The sequence below is a fragment of the Bariatricus sp. HCP28S3_A7 genome, assembly GCF_052066375.1.
In the GTDB taxonomy this organism is placed as follows: domain Bacteria; phylum Bacillota; class Clostridia; order Lachnospirales; family Lachnospiraceae; genus Allocoprococcus.
Map to the genome: position 1 here is coordinate 11969 of NZ_JBQHSG010000028.1, position 17587 is coordinate 29555.

The 17587-nt window shown below is 39.7% G+C and carries 17 protein-coding genes; 15 read left to right on the plus strand and 2 right to left on the minus strand.

The annotated features are described in order from the left end of the window. Positions 1-16 precede the first annotated feature (16 nt). From ACTNA4_RS13655 to ACTNA4_RS13685, 7 genes are all read left to right on the plus strand, one after another. Complete coding sequence (locus ACTNA4_RS13655) at positions 17-2560, plus strand: type I restriction-modification system subunit M (protein WP_441030587.1); 2544 nt, start codon at positions 17-19, stop codon at positions 2558-2560. 1 nt (position 2561) lies between these two features. Next, positions 2562-3752, plus strand: coding sequence for a restriction endonuclease subunit S (locus ACTNA4_RS13660; protein WP_441030589.1), 1191 nt, complete (start codon positions 2562-2564; stop codon positions 3750-3752). Positions 3753-3861: 109 nt separating this feature from the next. Next, the gene (locus ACTNA4_RS13665; RefSeq protein WP_441030591.1) at positions 3862-4341 is read left to right on the plus strand and encodes a DUF3990 domain-containing protein; all 480 of its coding nucleotides are present in this window, start codon (positions 3862-3864) and stop codon (positions 4339-4341) included. After that, on the plus strand, positions 4338-4583 hold the full coding sequence (locus ACTNA4_RS13670; protein ID WP_441017517.1) for a hypothetical protein: 246 nt from the start codon (positions 4338-4340) through the stop codon (positions 4581-4583). Before ACTNA4_RS13665 ends, ACTNA4_RS13670 begins: the two co-directional genes overlap by 4 nt. Positions 4584-4591: 8 nt before the next feature. Then, positions 4592-4801 carry a DUF3791 domain-containing protein gene (locus tag ACTNA4_RS13675; RefSeq protein WP_441030593.1) on the plus strand — a complete coding sequence of 70 codons (210 nt, stop codon included), beginning with the start codon at positions 4592-4594 and terminating at the stop codon, positions 4799-4801. Positions 4802-4831: 30 nt separating this feature from the next. Next, on the plus strand, positions 4832-5407 hold the full coding sequence (locus tag ACTNA4_RS13680; protein ID WP_441030603.1) for a restriction endonuclease subunit S: 576 nt from the start codon (positions 4832-4834) through the stop codon (positions 5405-5407). 59 nt (positions 5408-5466) lie between these two features. After that, positions 5467-8607: a type I restriction endonuclease subunit R gene (locus ACTNA4_RS13685; RefSeq protein WP_441030595.1), complete on the plus strand. Its 3141-nt coding sequence runs from the start codon at positions 5467-5469 to the stop codon at positions 8605-8607. Positions 8608-8679: 72 nt separating this feature from the next. Here the strand turns inward: ACTNA4_RS13685 and ACTNA4_RS13690 are convergent, their stop codons facing one another. Then, on the minus strand, positions 8680-9606 hold the full coding sequence (locus ACTNA4_RS13690) for a tyrosine-type recombinase/integrase (RefSeq protein WP_427820046.1): 927 nt from the start codon (positions 9604-9606) through the stop codon (positions 8680-8682). Positions 9607-9892: 286 nt separating this feature from the next. Between ACTNA4_RS13690 and udk the strand changes: the two genes are divergently transcribed. The 7 genes from udk (at position 9893) to ACTNA4_RS13725 (ending at position 14343) form a co-directional block, all read left to right on the plus strand. Continuing rightward, positions 9893-10510, plus strand: coding sequence for a uridine kinase (gene udk, locus ACTNA4_RS13695; RefSeq protein ID WP_427820045.1), 618 nt, complete (start codon positions 9893-9895; stop codon positions 10508-10510). A gap of 156 nt (positions 10511-10666) precedes the next feature. Further along, positions 10667-10963, plus strand: a complete 297-nt coding sequence (locus ACTNA4_RS13700) for an STAS domain-containing protein (RefSeq protein ID WP_427820044.1) — start codon at positions 10667-10669, stop codon at positions 10961-10963. A gap of 38 nt (positions 10964-11001) precedes the next feature. Beyond that, the gene (locus tag ACTNA4_RS13705) at positions 11002-11430 is read left to right on the plus strand and encodes an ATP-binding protein (protein ID WP_441030597.1); all 429 of its coding nucleotides are present in this window, start codon (positions 11002-11004) and stop codon (positions 11428-11430) included. An 87-nt stretch (positions 11431-11517) separates the two neighbouring features. Then, positions 11518-11697: a cation:dicarboxylate symporter family transporter gene (locus ACTNA4_RS13710; protein WP_441030605.1), complete on the plus strand. Its 180-nt coding sequence runs from the start codon at positions 11518-11520 to the stop codon at positions 11695-11697. Between the two features lie 16 nt (positions 11698-11713). Then, positions 11714-12868, plus strand: a complete 1155-nt coding sequence (locus ACTNA4_RS13715; RefSeq protein WP_427820042.1) for an anti-sigma factor antagonist — start codon at positions 11714-11716, stop codon at positions 12866-12868. Then, the gene (locus tag ACTNA4_RS13720) at positions 12868-13728 is read left to right on the plus strand and encodes a PHP domain-containing protein (RefSeq protein WP_427820041.1); all 861 of its coding nucleotides are present in this window, start codon (positions 12868-12870) and stop codon (positions 13726-13728) included. Before ACTNA4_RS13715 ends, ACTNA4_RS13720 begins: the two co-directional genes overlap by 1 nt. 246 nt (positions 13729-13974) lie before the next feature. Then, the gene (locus ACTNA4_RS13725) at positions 13975-14343 is read left to right on the plus strand and encodes an Hpt domain-containing protein (protein WP_441030599.1); all 369 of its coding nucleotides are present in this window, start codon (positions 13975-13977) and stop codon (positions 14341-14343) included. Positions 14344-14372: 29 nt separating this feature from the next. Here ACTNA4_RS13725 and ACTNA4_RS13730 read toward each other — a convergent pair whose 3' ends face one another. Then, positions 14373-15608 carry a threonine/serine ThrE exporter family protein gene (locus tag ACTNA4_RS13730; RefSeq protein WP_427820039.1) on the minus strand — a complete coding sequence of 412 codons (1236 nt, stop codon included), beginning with the start codon at positions 15606-15608 and terminating at the stop codon, positions 14373-14375. Positions 15609-16119: 511 nt separating this feature from the next. On the opposite strand from ACTNA4_RS13730, the gene ACTNA4_RS13735 reads away from it, so the two are divergent. Then, a complete protein-coding gene (locus tag ACTNA4_RS13735; RefSeq protein ID WP_441030601.1) occupies positions 16120-16959 on the plus strand; it encodes an alpha/beta hydrolase in 840 nt (279 codons plus the stop codon). The last annotated feature ends 628 nt before the right edge of the window (positions 16960-17587 follow it).

Consider the following 17587-nt stretch of genomic DNA (forward strand, 5'->3'; position numbering starts at 1 on the left):
AGAGGTGGAGTTTTCCATGAACAAACAACAATTAGCTTCCCGTATTTGGGAATCTGCAAATAAAATGAGATCAAAAATTGAAGCTAATGAATACAAAGACTATATTCTTGGCTTTATTTTTTATAAATTCCTTTCTGATAGAGAAGTGGATTTCCTGAAGAAAAATGACTGGGAAGAGGAAGATTTTGTTGAATTGGTCGAGGAAGATACTGAGACTGTAAACCAGTGCAGGAGAAGCCTGGGATATTTCATTTCTTACAAGAATCTGTTTTCGACCTGGCTTGGTATGGGAAAGAATTTTGATGTATCAAATGTAACTGATGCATTATCTGCATTTGACAGACTGATCAATGAGTCGCATAAAAATGTTTTTGATGGAATTTTTGATACACTTCAGACGGGGCTTTCTAAACTGGGTGAAACTAGTAACGCAAGAACGAAGGCAATTAGTGATTTGATTCAATTGATAAAAGATATTCCTATGGATGAAAAACAGGGATATGACGTTCTGGGATTTATCTACGAGTATTTGATTTCAAATTTCGCTGCAAACGCCGGGAAGAAAGCGGGGGAATTCTATACTCCTCATGAAGTATCCGTGTTAATGTCTGAAATTGTCGCGGAGCATCTGAAAGACAGAGAACGGATCGCAATCTATGATCCGACTTCCGGCTCAGGTTCTCTTCTCATTAATATTGGACAAAGTGTGTCGAAATATATGAACCGCGACTGTATACAGTATTATGCGCAGGAGTTAAAAGAAAGTACGTATAACCTGACCAGAATGAATTTGATTATGAGAGGAATTAATCCCTCAAATTTGTTTACAAGGAATGCGGATACATTGGAGGACGACTGGCCGATTGATCTTGACAGTTATCCACCGGTGCTTCGTGTAGATGCAGTTGTGTCAAATCCACCTTATTCGCAACAGTGGACACCGGACGGAAAGGAGTCTGATCCGCGATATAGTGAATATGGATTGGCACCGAAGAGCAAAGCAGATTACGCTTTCCTTCTTCATGATCTTTATCATATTAAACCAGATGGAATTATGACGATTGTGCTTCCACATGGTGTTTTGTTCCGTGGTGGAGAAGAAGAAAAAATACGGACAAATCTGATCGAAAAGAATCATATTGATGCAATTATCGGGCTTCCGGCGAACATTTTTTTCGGGACAGGCATTCCGACAATCATTATGGTGTTGAAACAAAAACGGGAAAATAAAGATGTTTTGATTATTGATGCATCAAAGGGATTTGTTAAGGAGGGAAAAAATAATAAGCTTCAAGCATCAGATATTAAGAGAATCGTAGATGCTTATTTTGAAAGGAAGACAATTGAAAAGTTTTCGAAAGTGGTCAGCAGAGAAGAAATCCGTGCAAATGATTATAATCTTAATATTCCGCGCTATGTGGACTCTTCAGAGAAAGCAGAAAGTTGGGATATCTATGCAAGTTTGATGGGTGGGATTCCAAATTCAGAGATTGACGAGCTGCAAAGATATTGGCAAGCATTTCCGAGTCTTCGTGAGAGCCTTTTTATGAGTAACGGTACTCCATATTCTTCGCTCAGATGTGAAGATGTAAAAAAAATTATTGTAGAAAACGAAGATATTAAAGTGTTTAAAAATAATTTCGCAAATTGTTTTATGGATTTCGAAGACTTATTAAAAGAAAGATTGATTCAAAATATGGAATCCTTACAGGCGGGCAAAGAAAAGGAAGAAATAGGAAATCAGATTTTTAAGCGACTTCACGACATTCCGTTAATTGACAAATACAAGGCATACCAGATACTCGATGATAAGTGGACTGAGATTGCAATTGATTTTGATGTGATTGGGACAGAAGGGCGAGAAGCAATCAAGGTTGTAGAACCAAACATGGTCATGAAGAAGGATAAAGAGATTCAGGAAGGATGGAAAGGAAGAATTTTGCCATTTGAGCTGGTACAAAAAGTGCTTTTGCCGGATCGCTTGTCTGTAATTACAGAAAATGAAAAACGACTTGCTGAGATTACATCCATGTATGAGGAATTGATTGAAAATCTTTCCGAAGAAGATAAAGAAAGCGATATTTTAAATGAAAATCAGGACGCTTTTAATGCTAAGGGAGTTACCGTAAAGTTAAAAGAGTTAAGAAAAGCGGAAAATGAAGAAGAACGGGCATTGAAAGCGGTATTAGAGCAATATGGCAATCTAAGCAAAGAAGAAAAAGAAATTAAAAAGGAAATCAAGGAATTAACATCGCGGCTTCTTATTCAAACGAAAGAAACGATAGAAAAACTTTCTGATGAGCAGGAAGAAAAACTATTGAGTGAAAAATGGATTAAACCGTTAATCAGTGATTTACATAACCTGCCGGAGCAAATTGTGGCAGATCTTGTTAAAAAAGTACAATCTCTTGCGGACAAGTATTCTACGACTCTTCACGATATTGAGGAAGAAATCGAAGAAACTGAAAGAGAGTTGATAAGGATGACAGATGAACTTACGGGAAATGAGTTTGATATGATGGGGCTTGCCAGTTTGAAAGCGCTGCTTGGGGGTGAGTAAAATGGGGAAAAAGACGAAAAAACCACAGATTCGGTTTGCTGGGTTTACTGATGATTGGGAACAGCGTAAGTTATCAGATATTGTAGATGTATTAGATGGAGATAGAGGAAAAAACTATCCTAAAGAAACAGATTTTGATACAAATGGCCACACTTTGTTTTTAAATGCTTCAAATGTAACTACCGATGGATTTTCGTTTGATACTAACCAATTTATTTCGGAAGAAAAGTCAGATAGTATGGGAAATGGAAAACTAATTGACGATGATATAGTAATAACTTCAAGGGGGTCATTGGGACACATAGCATGGTATAGTGCTGATATTCAAAGGATTGTGCCATATGTAAGAATAAATTCAGGGATGCTGATTTTAAGAAAAAAGGTAAGTATTAATACATCATATTTGTATCAGTTTATGAAATCTGATAAAGGGCAAAATCAGATCTCATTTATGAGTTTTGGAAGTGCACAACCACAATTGACTAAAAAAGGTATTGAAGGGTTAAATGTAAATTATCCCAAGAAATCAAAAGAACAAGCAAAAATTGGAGAATATTTTTCAAATCTCGACAACCTTATCACCCTTCATCAGCGTAAGCTTGATAAGCTGAAAAGTGTTAAAAAATCTATGCTTGAAAAAATGATTCCTCAAAATGGTGAGGTGAAACCAGAAATTCGATTTACTGGATTTACTGATGATTGGGAACAGCGTAAGTTGGGTGATGTTGTCGATGTTCGTAGCGGAAGAGATTATAAACATCTAGAAGAAGGGGATATTCCAGTGTATGGAACTGGTGGATATATGCTTTCGATTAATGAAGCATTGTCCGATGATGAAGATGCTATTGGTATTGGAAGAAAAGGAACAATAGATAATCCGTACATATTGCGGGCTCCATTTTGGACTGTAGACACCTTGTTTTACGCGGTTCCACGAGATAAATATGATTTGAATTTTGTTTTTGATATTTTTCAAAATGTTAATTGGAAAGCAAAAGATGAGTCCACTGGAATTCCGAGTTTATCAAAGGCAACAATAAACGCAGTCGAAACGTTGATGCCTGAATATGCTGAACAGAAGAAAATTGGAGAGTATTTTTCAAACCTGGAAAACCTTATCACCCTTCATCAGCGTAAATTGGAAAAATTGCAAAATATTAAGAAAGCCATGCTTGAAAAAATGTTTGTTTAGAAAAATATGTATTTGTAGCGAGGTACCATGTTACGTTATGAATGGGAATTGAGCATATAGTTTAGTTTATTAAGTAGAGAAAAGCAAGTAAAGAAAGAAGGAGTTTGTTATGACTTTATACCACGGAAGTAATGTGGAGGTAAATGATCTCAAACTGATTCCGACTAAAAGACTATTGGATTTTGAAGCTGGATTTTACTTAACCAGTGATTTTGAACAGGCAAAAAAATGGGCTTTGCGTACGACAAGTAACCGTAAAATAGGAACACCGCTTGTATCAGTCTATGAGGTTGATGATGAAATGGCGGAAAAAGTGAGAGTCTTGATTTTTGAAGCTACAAATAAAGAGTGGCTCAGATATATTGCAGCAAATAGAACTGGTAAATTGTTGGATGAAGAATATGATATTGTAATCGGGCCTGTTGCAAACGACCAGACTATTCGAACTATAAATAACTATCTGAAAGGATATTTCCCTGAGGATGTTGCGATTCGTTTGCTTCTTCCTCAAAAACTAAAAGATCAATATGCTTTTCGAACAGAGAGAGCACTTAAATTATTGAAATTTGTGGAGGCGAAAAATGTATGAAGCGATTAGAACCGGAAATTATCGATTACTATAATGGTGAAGTTGTTCAGATGATTATTGATAAATACGGATATAGCCAAATGGATGCGTTAAGAGAATTTGTATTCTCAGAAACACATGAAATGTTGGAAAATGAAGAGAATGGCCTGACTTCCTTCGGAGCGGGAGCCATATTTGAAATGTGGGAAGCAGAGAAAATTACTGGGGATCCAAGAAATTCCATTTATATTAGAGGAGAGTAAGAAACGTTATGCCAGAAGAAATGAAATTTTTTATGTATCTTTTAGAATATTATGCATCCTATCGAGGGGAAAAAACTGGTGATGTCTTAAAAGAATGGGATGAGAAGGGGATTACTCAAGCTGTTTATGATAATTATTGGGGATATCATACAGAACGAATTGAAAATGCTTTTATAGATATCGACAGCTTGCTAGCTACAGGAAAACATGCATGGTAGAGTGGGAATTACGATTGGGAACAGCGTAAGCTGGGAGCAACAAATACATTTTTCACAGATGGCAACTATGGAGAGGCTTATCCAAAATCATCTGATATGACTGATAGCGGTAGTGGAATACCTTTTCTTACAGGCGGAAATTTAAAGGATGGAAAACTATCCCTTGATGGAGCAAGTTATATTACTCCCGAAAAACATTCCAAACTTACATCTGGTCACTTGCATGAAGATGATATTGTGATTGCTGTTAGAGGTTCCTTAGGCGCACTAGGCTACGTAAATACTGATAATTCAGGGTGGAACATTAATTCTCAATTAGCAATATTGCGCACTGACAAAAGTGAATTATATGGAAAATTTCTGATTCAGTATTTGTTATCTTGGACAGGACAAAATGAATTATTAAAAAGACAAACGGGTTCAGCATTAAAACAACTTCCAATAGGAGCAATCAAAGATGTCGAAGTGCCAATCACATCTATTGCTGAGCAGGGGAAGATTGGCGAATATTTTTCAAATCTCGACAACCTTATCACCCTTCATCAGCGTAAGCTTGAGAAGCTCAAAATGATTAAAAGACTACTGCTAGAAAAAATGTTTATTTAAACGGGCAAATTGGTAGAAATACAAATTCTGACAAATCACAAAAGATAGGATGTGAATAAATGAGTTACGACAGTGAAAGTAAGTTTGAAGCGGATCTCATTAGAACCCTCGTAGAAGAAAAAGGGTGGAGAGACGGTGTTCTGAAGTACAAGAACGAGAAAGAACTGCTTCAAAACTGGGCGAATATTATATATGAGAATAATAGAGCGGTAGATCGTCTTGGAGATTATCCGATGACAGCCGGAGAAATGCAGCAGATTATGGAGCAAATCAAAGCACTGCGAACACCACTCAAGTTAAATGGATTTATTAATGGTGGATATGTCCAGATTGTCAGAGATAATGAGAAGGATCAACACAATTTTGGTAAAATGATTTCTTTGAAAATATTTGATCGGAATGAAATTGCGGCTGGCAGGACACGATATCAGATTGCCGAACAGCCGATTTATAGCGCACGAAATGATATTTATCCAAACCGGCGTGGAGATTTTTGCCTGTTGATAAATGGGATGCCGCTGATTCATGTAGAGCTAAAGAAAAGTGGTGTGCCTGTATCGGAGGCGCAATACCAGATTCAGAAATATTTGCATGAAGGAGTGTTCACTGGGATTTTTTCGTTGGTTCAGATTTTCGTAGCTATGAACCCGGAGGAATGTGTATATTTTGCGAATCCCGGGCGCGCGGATAAATTCAGTGAGAAATTTTGTTTTCATTGGGCAGATCAGTATAATAATCCAATTAACGACTGGAGTACGATCGCGGAAAGGCTTCTTTCTATTCCAATGGCACATGAGTTGATCGGATATTATACGGTTGCAGATCAGACTGATAATACGCTGAAGGTTATGAGAAGTTATCAATATTATGCGGCCAGTAAGATATCTCGTCGTGTCAGTGAAATGAAATGGGATGACCAGAATATTTATGGTGGATATGTGTGGCATACTACGGGATCCGGTAAAACGATGACCAGTTTTAAGTCGGCTCAGTTGATCGCAAATTCCGGCGATGCTGATAAAGTGGTCTTCTTGATGGATCGGATTGAACTGGGAATACAATCTTTGCGGGAATATCGGGGATTTTCTGATGAAACTGATGACGTTCAGTCCACTGAAAATACGGTTGTATTATTGGGGAAATTGAAAAGTGATGCCGCGAAGGACACACTGATTGTTACGTCGATTCAGAAAATGAGCAGAATTACACCGGATGATAATGTGAATATCGCAGATATTGAAAAAATCAATCGAAAGAGGATTGTTTTTATCGTAGATGAATGTCATCGCAGTGTTTTTGGCGAAATGCTTTCGACGATTAAACACACCTTCCCAAGGGCAATCTTTATTGGATTTTCCGGTACACCTATCTTAGAAATCAATAAAAAGAAAGATACTACAACAGCAGATGTCTTTGGAAATGAACTGGAAGGTACCAGGTATACGGTGGCGGATGGGATGAGAGATGGCAATGTACTCGGTTTTGATACAATTCCGCAGCCTACATATAAAGACAAGAATTTGAGACTGGCGATAGCTTTGGATAAAGCAAAGGTCAGGAGCGAAGCAGAAGTTTTCGGGAATCCGGCGAAAGAAGCAATTTATAATCACTGGATGAATGAAGTCCCTATGGGGGCGGAATTGGGAGACAATGGGGAAGTATTAGAAAGTATTGAAGGGCAGCTGACAGATGCGCAGTATGACCGGGAGCAGCATCGAAAAGCAGTTGTAGATGATATTTTGGAAAATTGGATCAGCCAGAGTCATAATGGAAAATTCCATGCCATGTTAGCTACCAGCAGTATTCCAGAAGCGATCCAGTACTACAAAGAAATCAGATCCAGAAATCGTGGCTTGAAAATCACCGCAGTATTTGATCCTCATGATGGGAATCATGAAGGATCCATTGAGAAAATCGATGGAATCAAAGAGATTCTGGAAGATTACAATCATGATTTCAGTGTGCGGTTCAATATTCCGGGATATGCGGCTTTTAAAAGAGATGTGTGTGCAAGACTGGCACACAAAGATGCTTATGTGGCTATTGAAAATGAGCCGGAGAAATGCCTGGATATTTTGATTGTTGTAGATCAGATGCTGACCGGGTATGATTCAAAGTGGCTGAATACTTTATATATGGATAAGTTCTATAAATGGTCAAATATTGAAATGATCATTCAGGCTTTTTCAAGAACTAACCGTGTGTTTACTGAGGATAAGCCGCATGGAATCATTCGTTACTACAGAAGACCGTATACCATGAAAAATGTGGTGGAATATGCATTTGAACAGTATTCAGGGAATAAGCCATACGGAATCTTTGTGCCGAAATTGAAAGAAAATCTGGAAAGTATGAATCGATGTTTTGAAGAGATTAAAACTTTATTTGAATCTGCCGGTATTTCTGATTTTTACAAGCTCCCGGATGAAAAGGCGGAAAAACAGAAGTTTTCGAAATTATTCCGAGAACTCAATAAGCATCTGGAACCGGCTAAGGTACAGGGATTTGTATGGGAACAGACTTCTTATGAAATTGAACAACCGGGTGGAGTGAAAGAAATAGTTTGTCTGGAATTTGATCAGCAGACATTTGAAATATTGCTTGCGCGTTACAAAGAGCTGAGAAGACCAGGCCCTGATGGAGGCGGTGAAGAGGAAGCGTATGATATTGAACCCTATTTGATGGCACTTTCTACAGAAAAGATTGATTCGGATTATATGGACAGCAGGTTCAAGAAATATGTGAAGATGTTAAATGAGAATGCCGATGAAGAGACCATTCATAATATGCTCAATGAATTGCATCGTTCCTTTGCAAGTCTTACACAGGAAGAGCAGAAGTTTGCTAATATTCTGCTGAAGGATATCCAGAATCATGAATTGATTGTCAGTGAAGATAAAAGTGTCCGGGAGTATATAGTAGAATATCAAATTCGTGCGAAAAGTGATCAGATTCATAATTTTGCCTCCAGATTGGGAATTTATGAACAGAAATTACGCCAGTTGATGGGAAAGCATGTGACTGAAAATGATATGAATGCATTTGGTCAATATGACGATTTGATTCAGAGCGTTGATATTACGATTGCAAAACAATATTTTGATGAAAAAGAAGGAAGTAATGTGCCAAAAAGAAAGGTTCGGGCAAAGTTAGATGAACTTCTGAGAAAATTCATACTGGAAGATGGATTCGATATCTAGAGAATGATAAGAAGGCGATATCAAGAGAGATATTGCCTTCTTATCTATTTTGACGTGTATCATTATTTCCTTTTAGCTAAGGCTGGATAGAGACCTCATAATGAGATCGATATCTTTGTTTTCGAGTTCCTGAATGATATGCAGATAAGTCTTCTGGGTGGTCGTCATACTAGAGTGACCTAATCTCCTGGCTACACTGGCGATGGAAACTCCGGCGAAAAGAAGGAGTGAAGCATGAGTATGCCGAAGTCCGTGGATGGAAATCACAGGGATATTCACGGCTTTACAGTGACGGGCAAGAATATCATTTACGGTCGAGTTGTAAACGGTATTTTTTACAAAAATGGGCTGATCTTCAGGAAGCCCTTTTAGAAGACCTGCAAATTGAATGACCGTCTGCCAATCCAACTGGATTTTGCGTACGGAGGAGCTGTTTTTAGTCGGAGAAAAGCCGCCATTTCCTTTATAATTCCATGTTTTTGAAATAGAGAGAATCTGGTGGGAAAGATCGAAATCTTTTGGAGTCAGAGCCAGGGCTTCTGAAAATCGCATGCCGGTTTTGGCAACCAAAAGAATGAACCAATCCCAGCTGACTTCCTGCTCCAGAGTCAGATCAGCGAGCAGTTTCTGTAGTTCGAACTGATTCAGGTATTTAGGTTTTTTATCCCGTGGCTGCTTACCTTTGATGATTGCTTTACGTGTAGGATCCCGTTCAATTAAACCTTCATCAACTGCATCCAGTATGGCGCATTTGAGGTGATGGTGAAAATCCATAGTAGTTTGTCGCTCGTGTTCTGCAGCGTAATCGTTGAGAAGCTTTTGGTAGGCAATCCGGGTCAGGTCGGTAATGCGAAGTTCTGGGACGAGTTTTTCCACCCACTGATGTGCCATGGAATACTTCTCCATGGTGACGGGACGTATGGCTCCTTCTTTATATGTTGTGATCCATTGTTTATAATAATCACAGAACAGGATATCAGGTGCTATTGTTGTGGACATTTTAGTAACCTCCTTTGTTTTGTATGAATGATACACGACAAAAACTATAACTATCATTATAGTAGCACTTCAATTGCTGCCAGACTGCCGTGCTGTATGAAATGGATGTTTTATGATTTAGCGATGAAAGCAATGATTCATATCTTGCAAACGTATGATTTTAAAATGCACCCCAGATTCGTTGAAACCAAGGCTAAATCATGATAAACTGAAAACAGAAGCTATACAAAATCGATATCTTTACAACAAAAATCCGATTAAAATGGAAAGAACGGGAGAAAATGAAATGAGTGAAAATATGATTATCGGAATTGCGGGCGGATCCGGGAGCGGGAAAACCACATTGACCAATCAGATTGCAGCAAGATTTGCGGAAAGTGTAACGATTATTAAACATGATAATTATTACAAAGCACATGATGATATGGATTACGACGAGAGAAGCCGTCTGAATTACGATCATCCGAATGCATTTGATACGGAACTCATGATCCGCCATCTGAAAGCATTGAAACAAGGTGAGAGCATTGAATGTCCACTTTATGATTATACGATCCATAATCGCAGCAAAGACACGATCCGAATCGTGCCGAACCGTGTGATTATTGTGGAAGGTATCCTGATTTTTGAAAATAAAGAATTGTGTGAGCTTATGGATATGCGGATTTTTATTGATACAGACGCGGATGTCAGGATTATCCGAAGAATACAGAGAGATGTTATGGAACGGGCAAGAAGTCTGGAATCCGTTATTAATCAGTATATTGAGACGGTCAAACCAATGCACGAACAGTATGTGGAGCCGAGTAAAAAGAATGCCAATGTGATCGTGCCGGAGGGCGGCTACAATCAGGCAGCGATGGAAATGATTTTCAATCATATTAAAACATATTTGCAGTCATAAAAGCAAAAACGATACGCTGGAAGACACAGACGATGCCGGGAAGTTCGCATTTGTAGACAAAAATCATTGATACACGGTAGGGGAAATGCTAAAATGTAATTGCTTAGGTGCATTGTGTACCGCAGAACGGAAAAAGAATTTAGGAGGATCAAGATTATGAATATCAACAAAAACAAGGAAGACGCCAAAATGACGATTGCGCTGGAAGGCAGACTGGATACGACAACTGCACCGCTTCTGGAAGGAGAACTGAAGGATTCTCTTGCAGACATTACGGAACTTGTTTTTGATTTTTCCAAGCTTGAATATATCTCATCAGCAGGTCTTCGTGTACTTCTTGTGGCGCAGAAAGCTATGAATAAACAGGGAAGTATGGTAATCAGAAATGTGAATGATGTGATCATGGAAGTGTTTGAGGTGACTGGTTTTTCAGATATCCTGACGATTGAATAAGAAAAAGGAACGGGAGACGAAGAAAAGGAGGTGTCAGGATGAAGCAGATGGGGACAGCAAAAGAGCTTACAGTTGAGGCAATAGTGGATAATCTGAATAAAGTGACATCATTTGTAGAGGAAGCTCTGGAAGAAAGCGGCTGCCCGATGAAAGCACAGATGCAGATCAATATTGCGATTGATGAGATTTTCAGCAACATCTCTTATTATGCTTATCAACCCAATACGGGTGATGTGACGGTACAATTGGAAATTTCTGAGGAGCCTGCAGAAGTGACGATTACATTTATTGACCAGGGCATTCCTTACGATCCCTTTTCACAGGAAGAACCGGATACAACACTCTCGGCGGATGAAAGAAAAATAGGTGGACTCGGAATCTTTATGGTGAAAAAGAGTATGGATGATCTTTCATATGAGTACAAAGATGGAAAGAATATTTTGAAAATGAAGAAAGCATTTAGATAGAAGACTAGTAGAAAATGATGATACTGAATGATAAGAATAACCTTGGTCAAGCATTGAATTACATTGTTACGTGCCTGTCACAATTTGATGCTTACTCAGATCGGTGTGCCGGCTGAAGCACTGAGCCTGATTATGGGAATCGATTCGCTGATGGGAATGTTCCGGACGGCAGTGAATTCGACTGGAGACGTGGCGGTAGCCCTCATTGTTACAAAAACGGAAAAAAATGCTGAATATAGAGAAATACAATCAAATAGAATAAAGTGAAATGGAGGTAATTCATATGGGCAATGTTACTATTACACGGGAGAACGAGAAAACGGTGATTCATTTAAGCGGCAGAATTGATTCTTCCAATGCACCTCAGGTTGAAGAAGAAATGATGAAAGCTGAGAATGGCGTTCCTGTAATGATCGATCTCGAAAATCTCGAGTATCTTTCCAGTGCCGGTCTCCGTGTGATCTTAAGACTGCGTAAAAATCATCCTGAACTGGAGCTGAAGAATGCATCCACCGAAGTATATGAGATTCTGGATATGACCGGATTTACTTCCATGATGCCGGTTTCCCGCGCATACCGCAGAGTGTCTGTGGAAGGATGTGAAGTGATAGGTCAGGGCGCAAATGGTAAAGTATACCGCATTGATCCGGATACCGTAGTTAAGGTATATCTGAATCCGGATTCCCTGGCAGACATCGAACATGAGCGTGATGTCGCACGAAAAGCACTGGTCCTCGGTATTCCGACTGCAATTTCTTATGACGTCGTAAAGGTCGATGACCATTATGCATCTATGTTCGAACTGCTAAATGCGAAATCATTTTCAAAGCTTTTAGCGGAAACGCCTGAAAATATCGATGAATATGCAAAGATGTATATTGACCTTTTGAAATTGATCCATTCCACAGAAGTTCCTGCGGGACAGCTCCCGGATCAGCGGGAGATCGCAATTGGATGGACGGAATTCTTGAAGGATCATCTTCCGAAAGAGGTATATGAAAAACTCCATAAAATGATGCTGGAGATTCCGCATGATGACCATATGATTCATGGTGACTATCACACCAAGAATATTATGCTTCAAAATGATGAAGTGATCCTGATCGATATGGATACACTTGCAATCGGTCATCCGGTTCTGGAAATGGGGTCTATGTATAATGCATATATCGGATTCAATATGCTGGATAAGAACAATGTGCTGTCATTCCTTGGTTTCCCATATGAGGTTGCGGAAGCATTCTGGCAGAAGAGCCTTGCACTTTACTATGGAACCGATGATAAGGAAGTCCTGAAAGACAAAGAAAATAAAGCGAAAGTTGTAGGATTGATCCGATTACTGCGCCGTACCATTCGCAGAAACGGAAGCCCGGAACTGATTGAGATCTACAGAAATGAACTTTGCAAACTGGCAGAACAGGTGGATACACTGATATAATGAATCGTAATAAGAATTTTAAAAACCCGGATCTGCATATGCATTCAATCTATTCTGACGGAACGGATACACCTGCTGCCTTGCTTAAAAAAGTAAAGGCGGCAGGAATCGATCTTTTCTCTCTGACCGATCACGATTCCTGCGATGGATGTGCGGAGATGCAGAAAGTATTGCAGCCAGATGATCCGGCATTTATTTACGGTGTGGAATTTTCCTGCCGTGACAACAAAGGAAAATATCACATCCTCGGGTACGGATATGACCCGGAGAAATCTTCCATTCTCGAAGCTGTACAGATTACTCATTCAGCCCGGATGGATAAAGCGAAAAACCGGCTCAGGTTTCTTGAAGAGAATTATGGCTTTGCATTTTCGGAAGAAGAACAGAATGAATTTTTGGCGCTGGAGAACCCCGGGAAGCCGCATCTTGCGAAAATGATGCTTGCAAGAGGATATGTCGCAGATAAGGCTGAGGCATTCCGGATTCTGGGCGGATACCATGGAAAGGAAAGATATCTGTCTCCTGAGGAGGCGATCGATGCCATTTTATTCGCAGACGGAATTCCGGTGCTTGCGCATGGAATCCTGGCAGACGGGTCCAAAGTGCTTACAGAAGAAGCTACCGAGGAACGGATTTCCAGACTCAAAGCCAATGGCCTTATGGGGTTGGAATGCTATTATTCGGGATTCACCGAATTACAAAAGAGCAGCATGCTGAAATTTGCAGAAATTTACAATTTATTTGTCACCGCAGGAAGTGATTACCATGGCGCAAATAAAACTGTAAAACTCGGAAATACGAATCAACCATCGCCGGAAGTGATGCAAAGATTTTATAAGGCACTCTCCAGATTATTATAGTTTCATGTGTTAAGAAAGTTTTAGCATAGGGAGTTAGAAAATATGGTATCTGCATTGCATGACATCGGTAAGATAATTGTTCGGATGAGATCCTGCATGGGGAATGCGGCGCATTTAATCCATTGCTTTTGGAATGTCTGATGGAAGTGGAAGATAAATTAAAAAACAAAATGCAGCTGGAAACGATTGATCCGCTGGAGACGGTAGGAAAAGCGGTGGAATAAATCCGGCAAAAAGGAGAAAATGATGACAATTCAAGAATGCTATCAGAAGATAGGCGGAGACTATGAAGCTGTTCTCAAAAGATTGATGAGCCCGAATCTTGTGCGTAAGTTTATAGGCAAATTTTTAGAAGATGACAGTTATCAAAAATTATGTGAAGAAATGGATGCAGGAAATCGGGAAGAGGCCTTCCGTGCGGCACATACCCTGAAGGGCGTATGTAGAAATCTTGGGATTGAGCGGCTTGCAGGTTCTGCGGAAATAATTACAGAAGTACTGCGTAAAGAGCAGGAGACCGTTCCAGAAGAAGCGGCTGCACTTCTGGAAGATGTCAAAAAAGATTATCAGGAGGCAGCCGAGGCGATTCGTACTTATATCGCAAGTGAAACGTAAGGAGCCAATCCGGATATCTGCACTGGATTCTAGGAATGTTTTCCGATATGGTAATCCCGATTCAATGCAGTCATAAGATATCTTGAAGCAACATCAACGATTAAGAATCCTAAGGCAATGGCAAGGCAGGTCGTGAGCAGCGAATTTGTCTTGACCATTGCCATTTCTTTATTTCCACTCACATATCCATACATCATATAGTACAGAGCAGATCCCGGAATTAAGGGAAGCACGGATGCGGTGAGGAAAATCGTAGAAGGTGCCTTGTTGATCCGGGACATGGCAAATGCATAGAAACCGACAAACACGGCGGCTGTCAGTGTGGCCAGGAAATTGCTGGGGTTAAAGTGGTACACCAGCAGATAAATTCCCCAGGTCAAAAAAGCGCCGACGCTGGAAAAAAGCACCTGTCTGCCACGAATTTTGAAACACAGTGCGAAACCGGTACATCCGATCGTGCAGGAAATAAGCTGAATCAGAATATTCGTATTCAGCGCTGCTCCTTCGGAAGAAACTTCATTCAGAAGAAGCATGGCAAGTGCAATTCCGAATGCGATACCCGCAGCGCCAAGAAAAGAATTCAAGATGTTGATCAGACCGGAAATAAAGTCCCGCTGCAGGAGATCACGGATTCCATTCGTTGTTCCTATTGCGCTGATGAGAAGCATGACCATCCCCAGCATGATTCGTTCCGGATGGACGCCGATACCCAGCCGGACCAGAACGACGATCAATACTTCCGATAAGAAAGAGAGAATCATATTATAGATCAGCAAATTGCTCTCCCTTTTACTGAGCCAGTTTCCGGCGATGACAAGCATCACAGACGCAATCGCAGCTACAACTGCGTCAGTAAATCCGCACCCGAAAAAAACAGCAAATCCGGTTCCGCCCATCACAGTAGCAACATACTGGATCGCGGGATGCTGCGGAATGCGGTTCATGGTGTCAAGATACTTCTGATGCAGTTCCTTCTCATTCGGCGTGTGCGCACAGACATATCTTGATAGCTTATTCAAATGGTGAAGTAGATCAAAATCAGTACTAACCGTCTCAATATGGCGGATCTGAGTAAGAATCTCCCCATCCGGCGTCTCAATAGTAATCTGAATGTTGCTTGGTATTACGAATACATCATACCGTGTAAAGCCGTAACTCCTGCACATTCGATAGAGACTGTCTTCAATTCGAAAATTCTCGGCACCACTTTTTAACATTGCCTCTCCAATGTCAAGGATACCTTGTAAAATTTTTGTATAATTCATATATGAGTCCTCGTGGCCGGGGGACGGGTTCGTAGTCACTCATTCTGAGTGACGCGAACCCGCCCGCGGACTGTTTTAATTTATAATCTATGAATTTTATTATACGTTCTATGAGGCTTTATTTCTAGTCCGAATTACAGAATTTGACGATGAAACTGTCTGAGCGGATATGGAATACAGAAATAATGTCTTAGAATGTGTATCCTGAAATCATTGCACAGGGGAAAGATATTATATATATGTTTGATGGAAATTGATATTATATTGAAGATTATTCTCGGAATTTAGTGACGATTTCGGAAGTGCTTGTGGATAATAGTAATCACTAAACGGTAGATAGTACGTACCTTTACAAAGCTTGAGTAATCCTATATGATAGAGATAGATTCGCTCCAGCCATATTTCATATCTTCTTTATCGGGATTTAGGTGAATAGGAATAGAGTGTCCGTGTCTTGAGAAGATATGAGAAAATGTAAAATCGAAAGAGGATGGAACAAGGTAGGGAAAAGATGAATAGGGAAGAATTTGTAAGAGCAATAAAATATGTAAAAGGAAAGACAGATAAGGTACTTCCTGTTACGCCACAGCAAGTCTGGATTCGCGCAGAACTCGCGGAAAAATTTGCTGGGAAGAAATATGGAGTTCAGCTTTTGGGAAGGATTTATAAACAAAAAGAACCTTCTGGGAAGTGGGCTGTCATTTTGCATCCGAATCAGTTGGATGGCAGCATCATAACCAATAATATCGGCTATATCTATTATGAGCTTGGCTATCATATTCTGGCGCCGGATCTGCGCGGATTCGGGAAAAGCGAAGGACGTGTGGCGATGGGGTTCCTGGAAAGTCTGGATGTCTATGACTGGCTGAAAAAGCTCCATGCTGATTATAAAGTAGAGCAAGTGATCGTACATGGATTATCTTTAGGAGGAGCGACAGTTAACTATCTCTCCGGGCTTGATACATTTATGGAAAATGGACCGTTGAAAGTGGGGAAATTACAGGCCCTTCCCGAGTTACATGTTACAAGACTCATCGTAGACAGCAGCTATGTAGGAATGAAACAGTTCGCGTGTAAATCATTTTTCATCTGGAGCGGAATTGGACTGACAAAGGATAATTTTGATTATTACGGTGATGCGTCAGAGAGCCTTCGGCATTCAAAAACTCCGATGATGATTATACATGGAAAGAAAGATTACTTTGTAAAGATGAAAAATGCAGATCGGATTGAGGAATGTGTGAATGCAGATTGTAGAAGGTGGAATGTAGAAGGAGAAGGACATGTTTTTGTACTGCTGGGGAGAAAGACGGGAGAATACCGGGATAGAATAAGAGAATTTTTGGAGTGACCTCCACTTTTTATTAATAATGCAGAATACAAAGAATAATTGTGCTATAATCGGCTCATAGGCAGGTGGTTTTGAGGAGCTCCTGAATCATATGTAAAGATTCATGTGATTGTCGAAAATTATTTCTATGAATGGAAATTGTAATACTGTATGTGCTGCAATTTCCGATTATTGTAACAATATCAAGCCGATTCAGGCAAATATCAATGAATTATGCAGGGAAATTCTAAGTGGCTATGGGACGGGGTGTAGTTACTATATTTCAAAGAAGGGAGAGTAATATACCCAGAACAAGAAGAATAATAAGCCCAATTGATACGTATCACATTATGCTACGAGGTGTGAATCACCAATAAATCTTTGAAGAAGATTCGTGACCATGAACCCATCCCCGATGCACTCCTAAAATTCAAACAAATGATAGCAAATTTTCTTGAATAAATTGCGTGCATAGTATATTATGATGCTGGGGTCAAAAGGTATTTCCAACTAATTAAATAACTACTATTGATGAAAGACATATGGTATAATCATCTTATCAAATAAAGGTGGTTTGCATATGTCTTTTAAAACAAATGATGTAGAACAGTTATCTCTGTTCGATAGTTTTTTAAACCTCACTGCACGT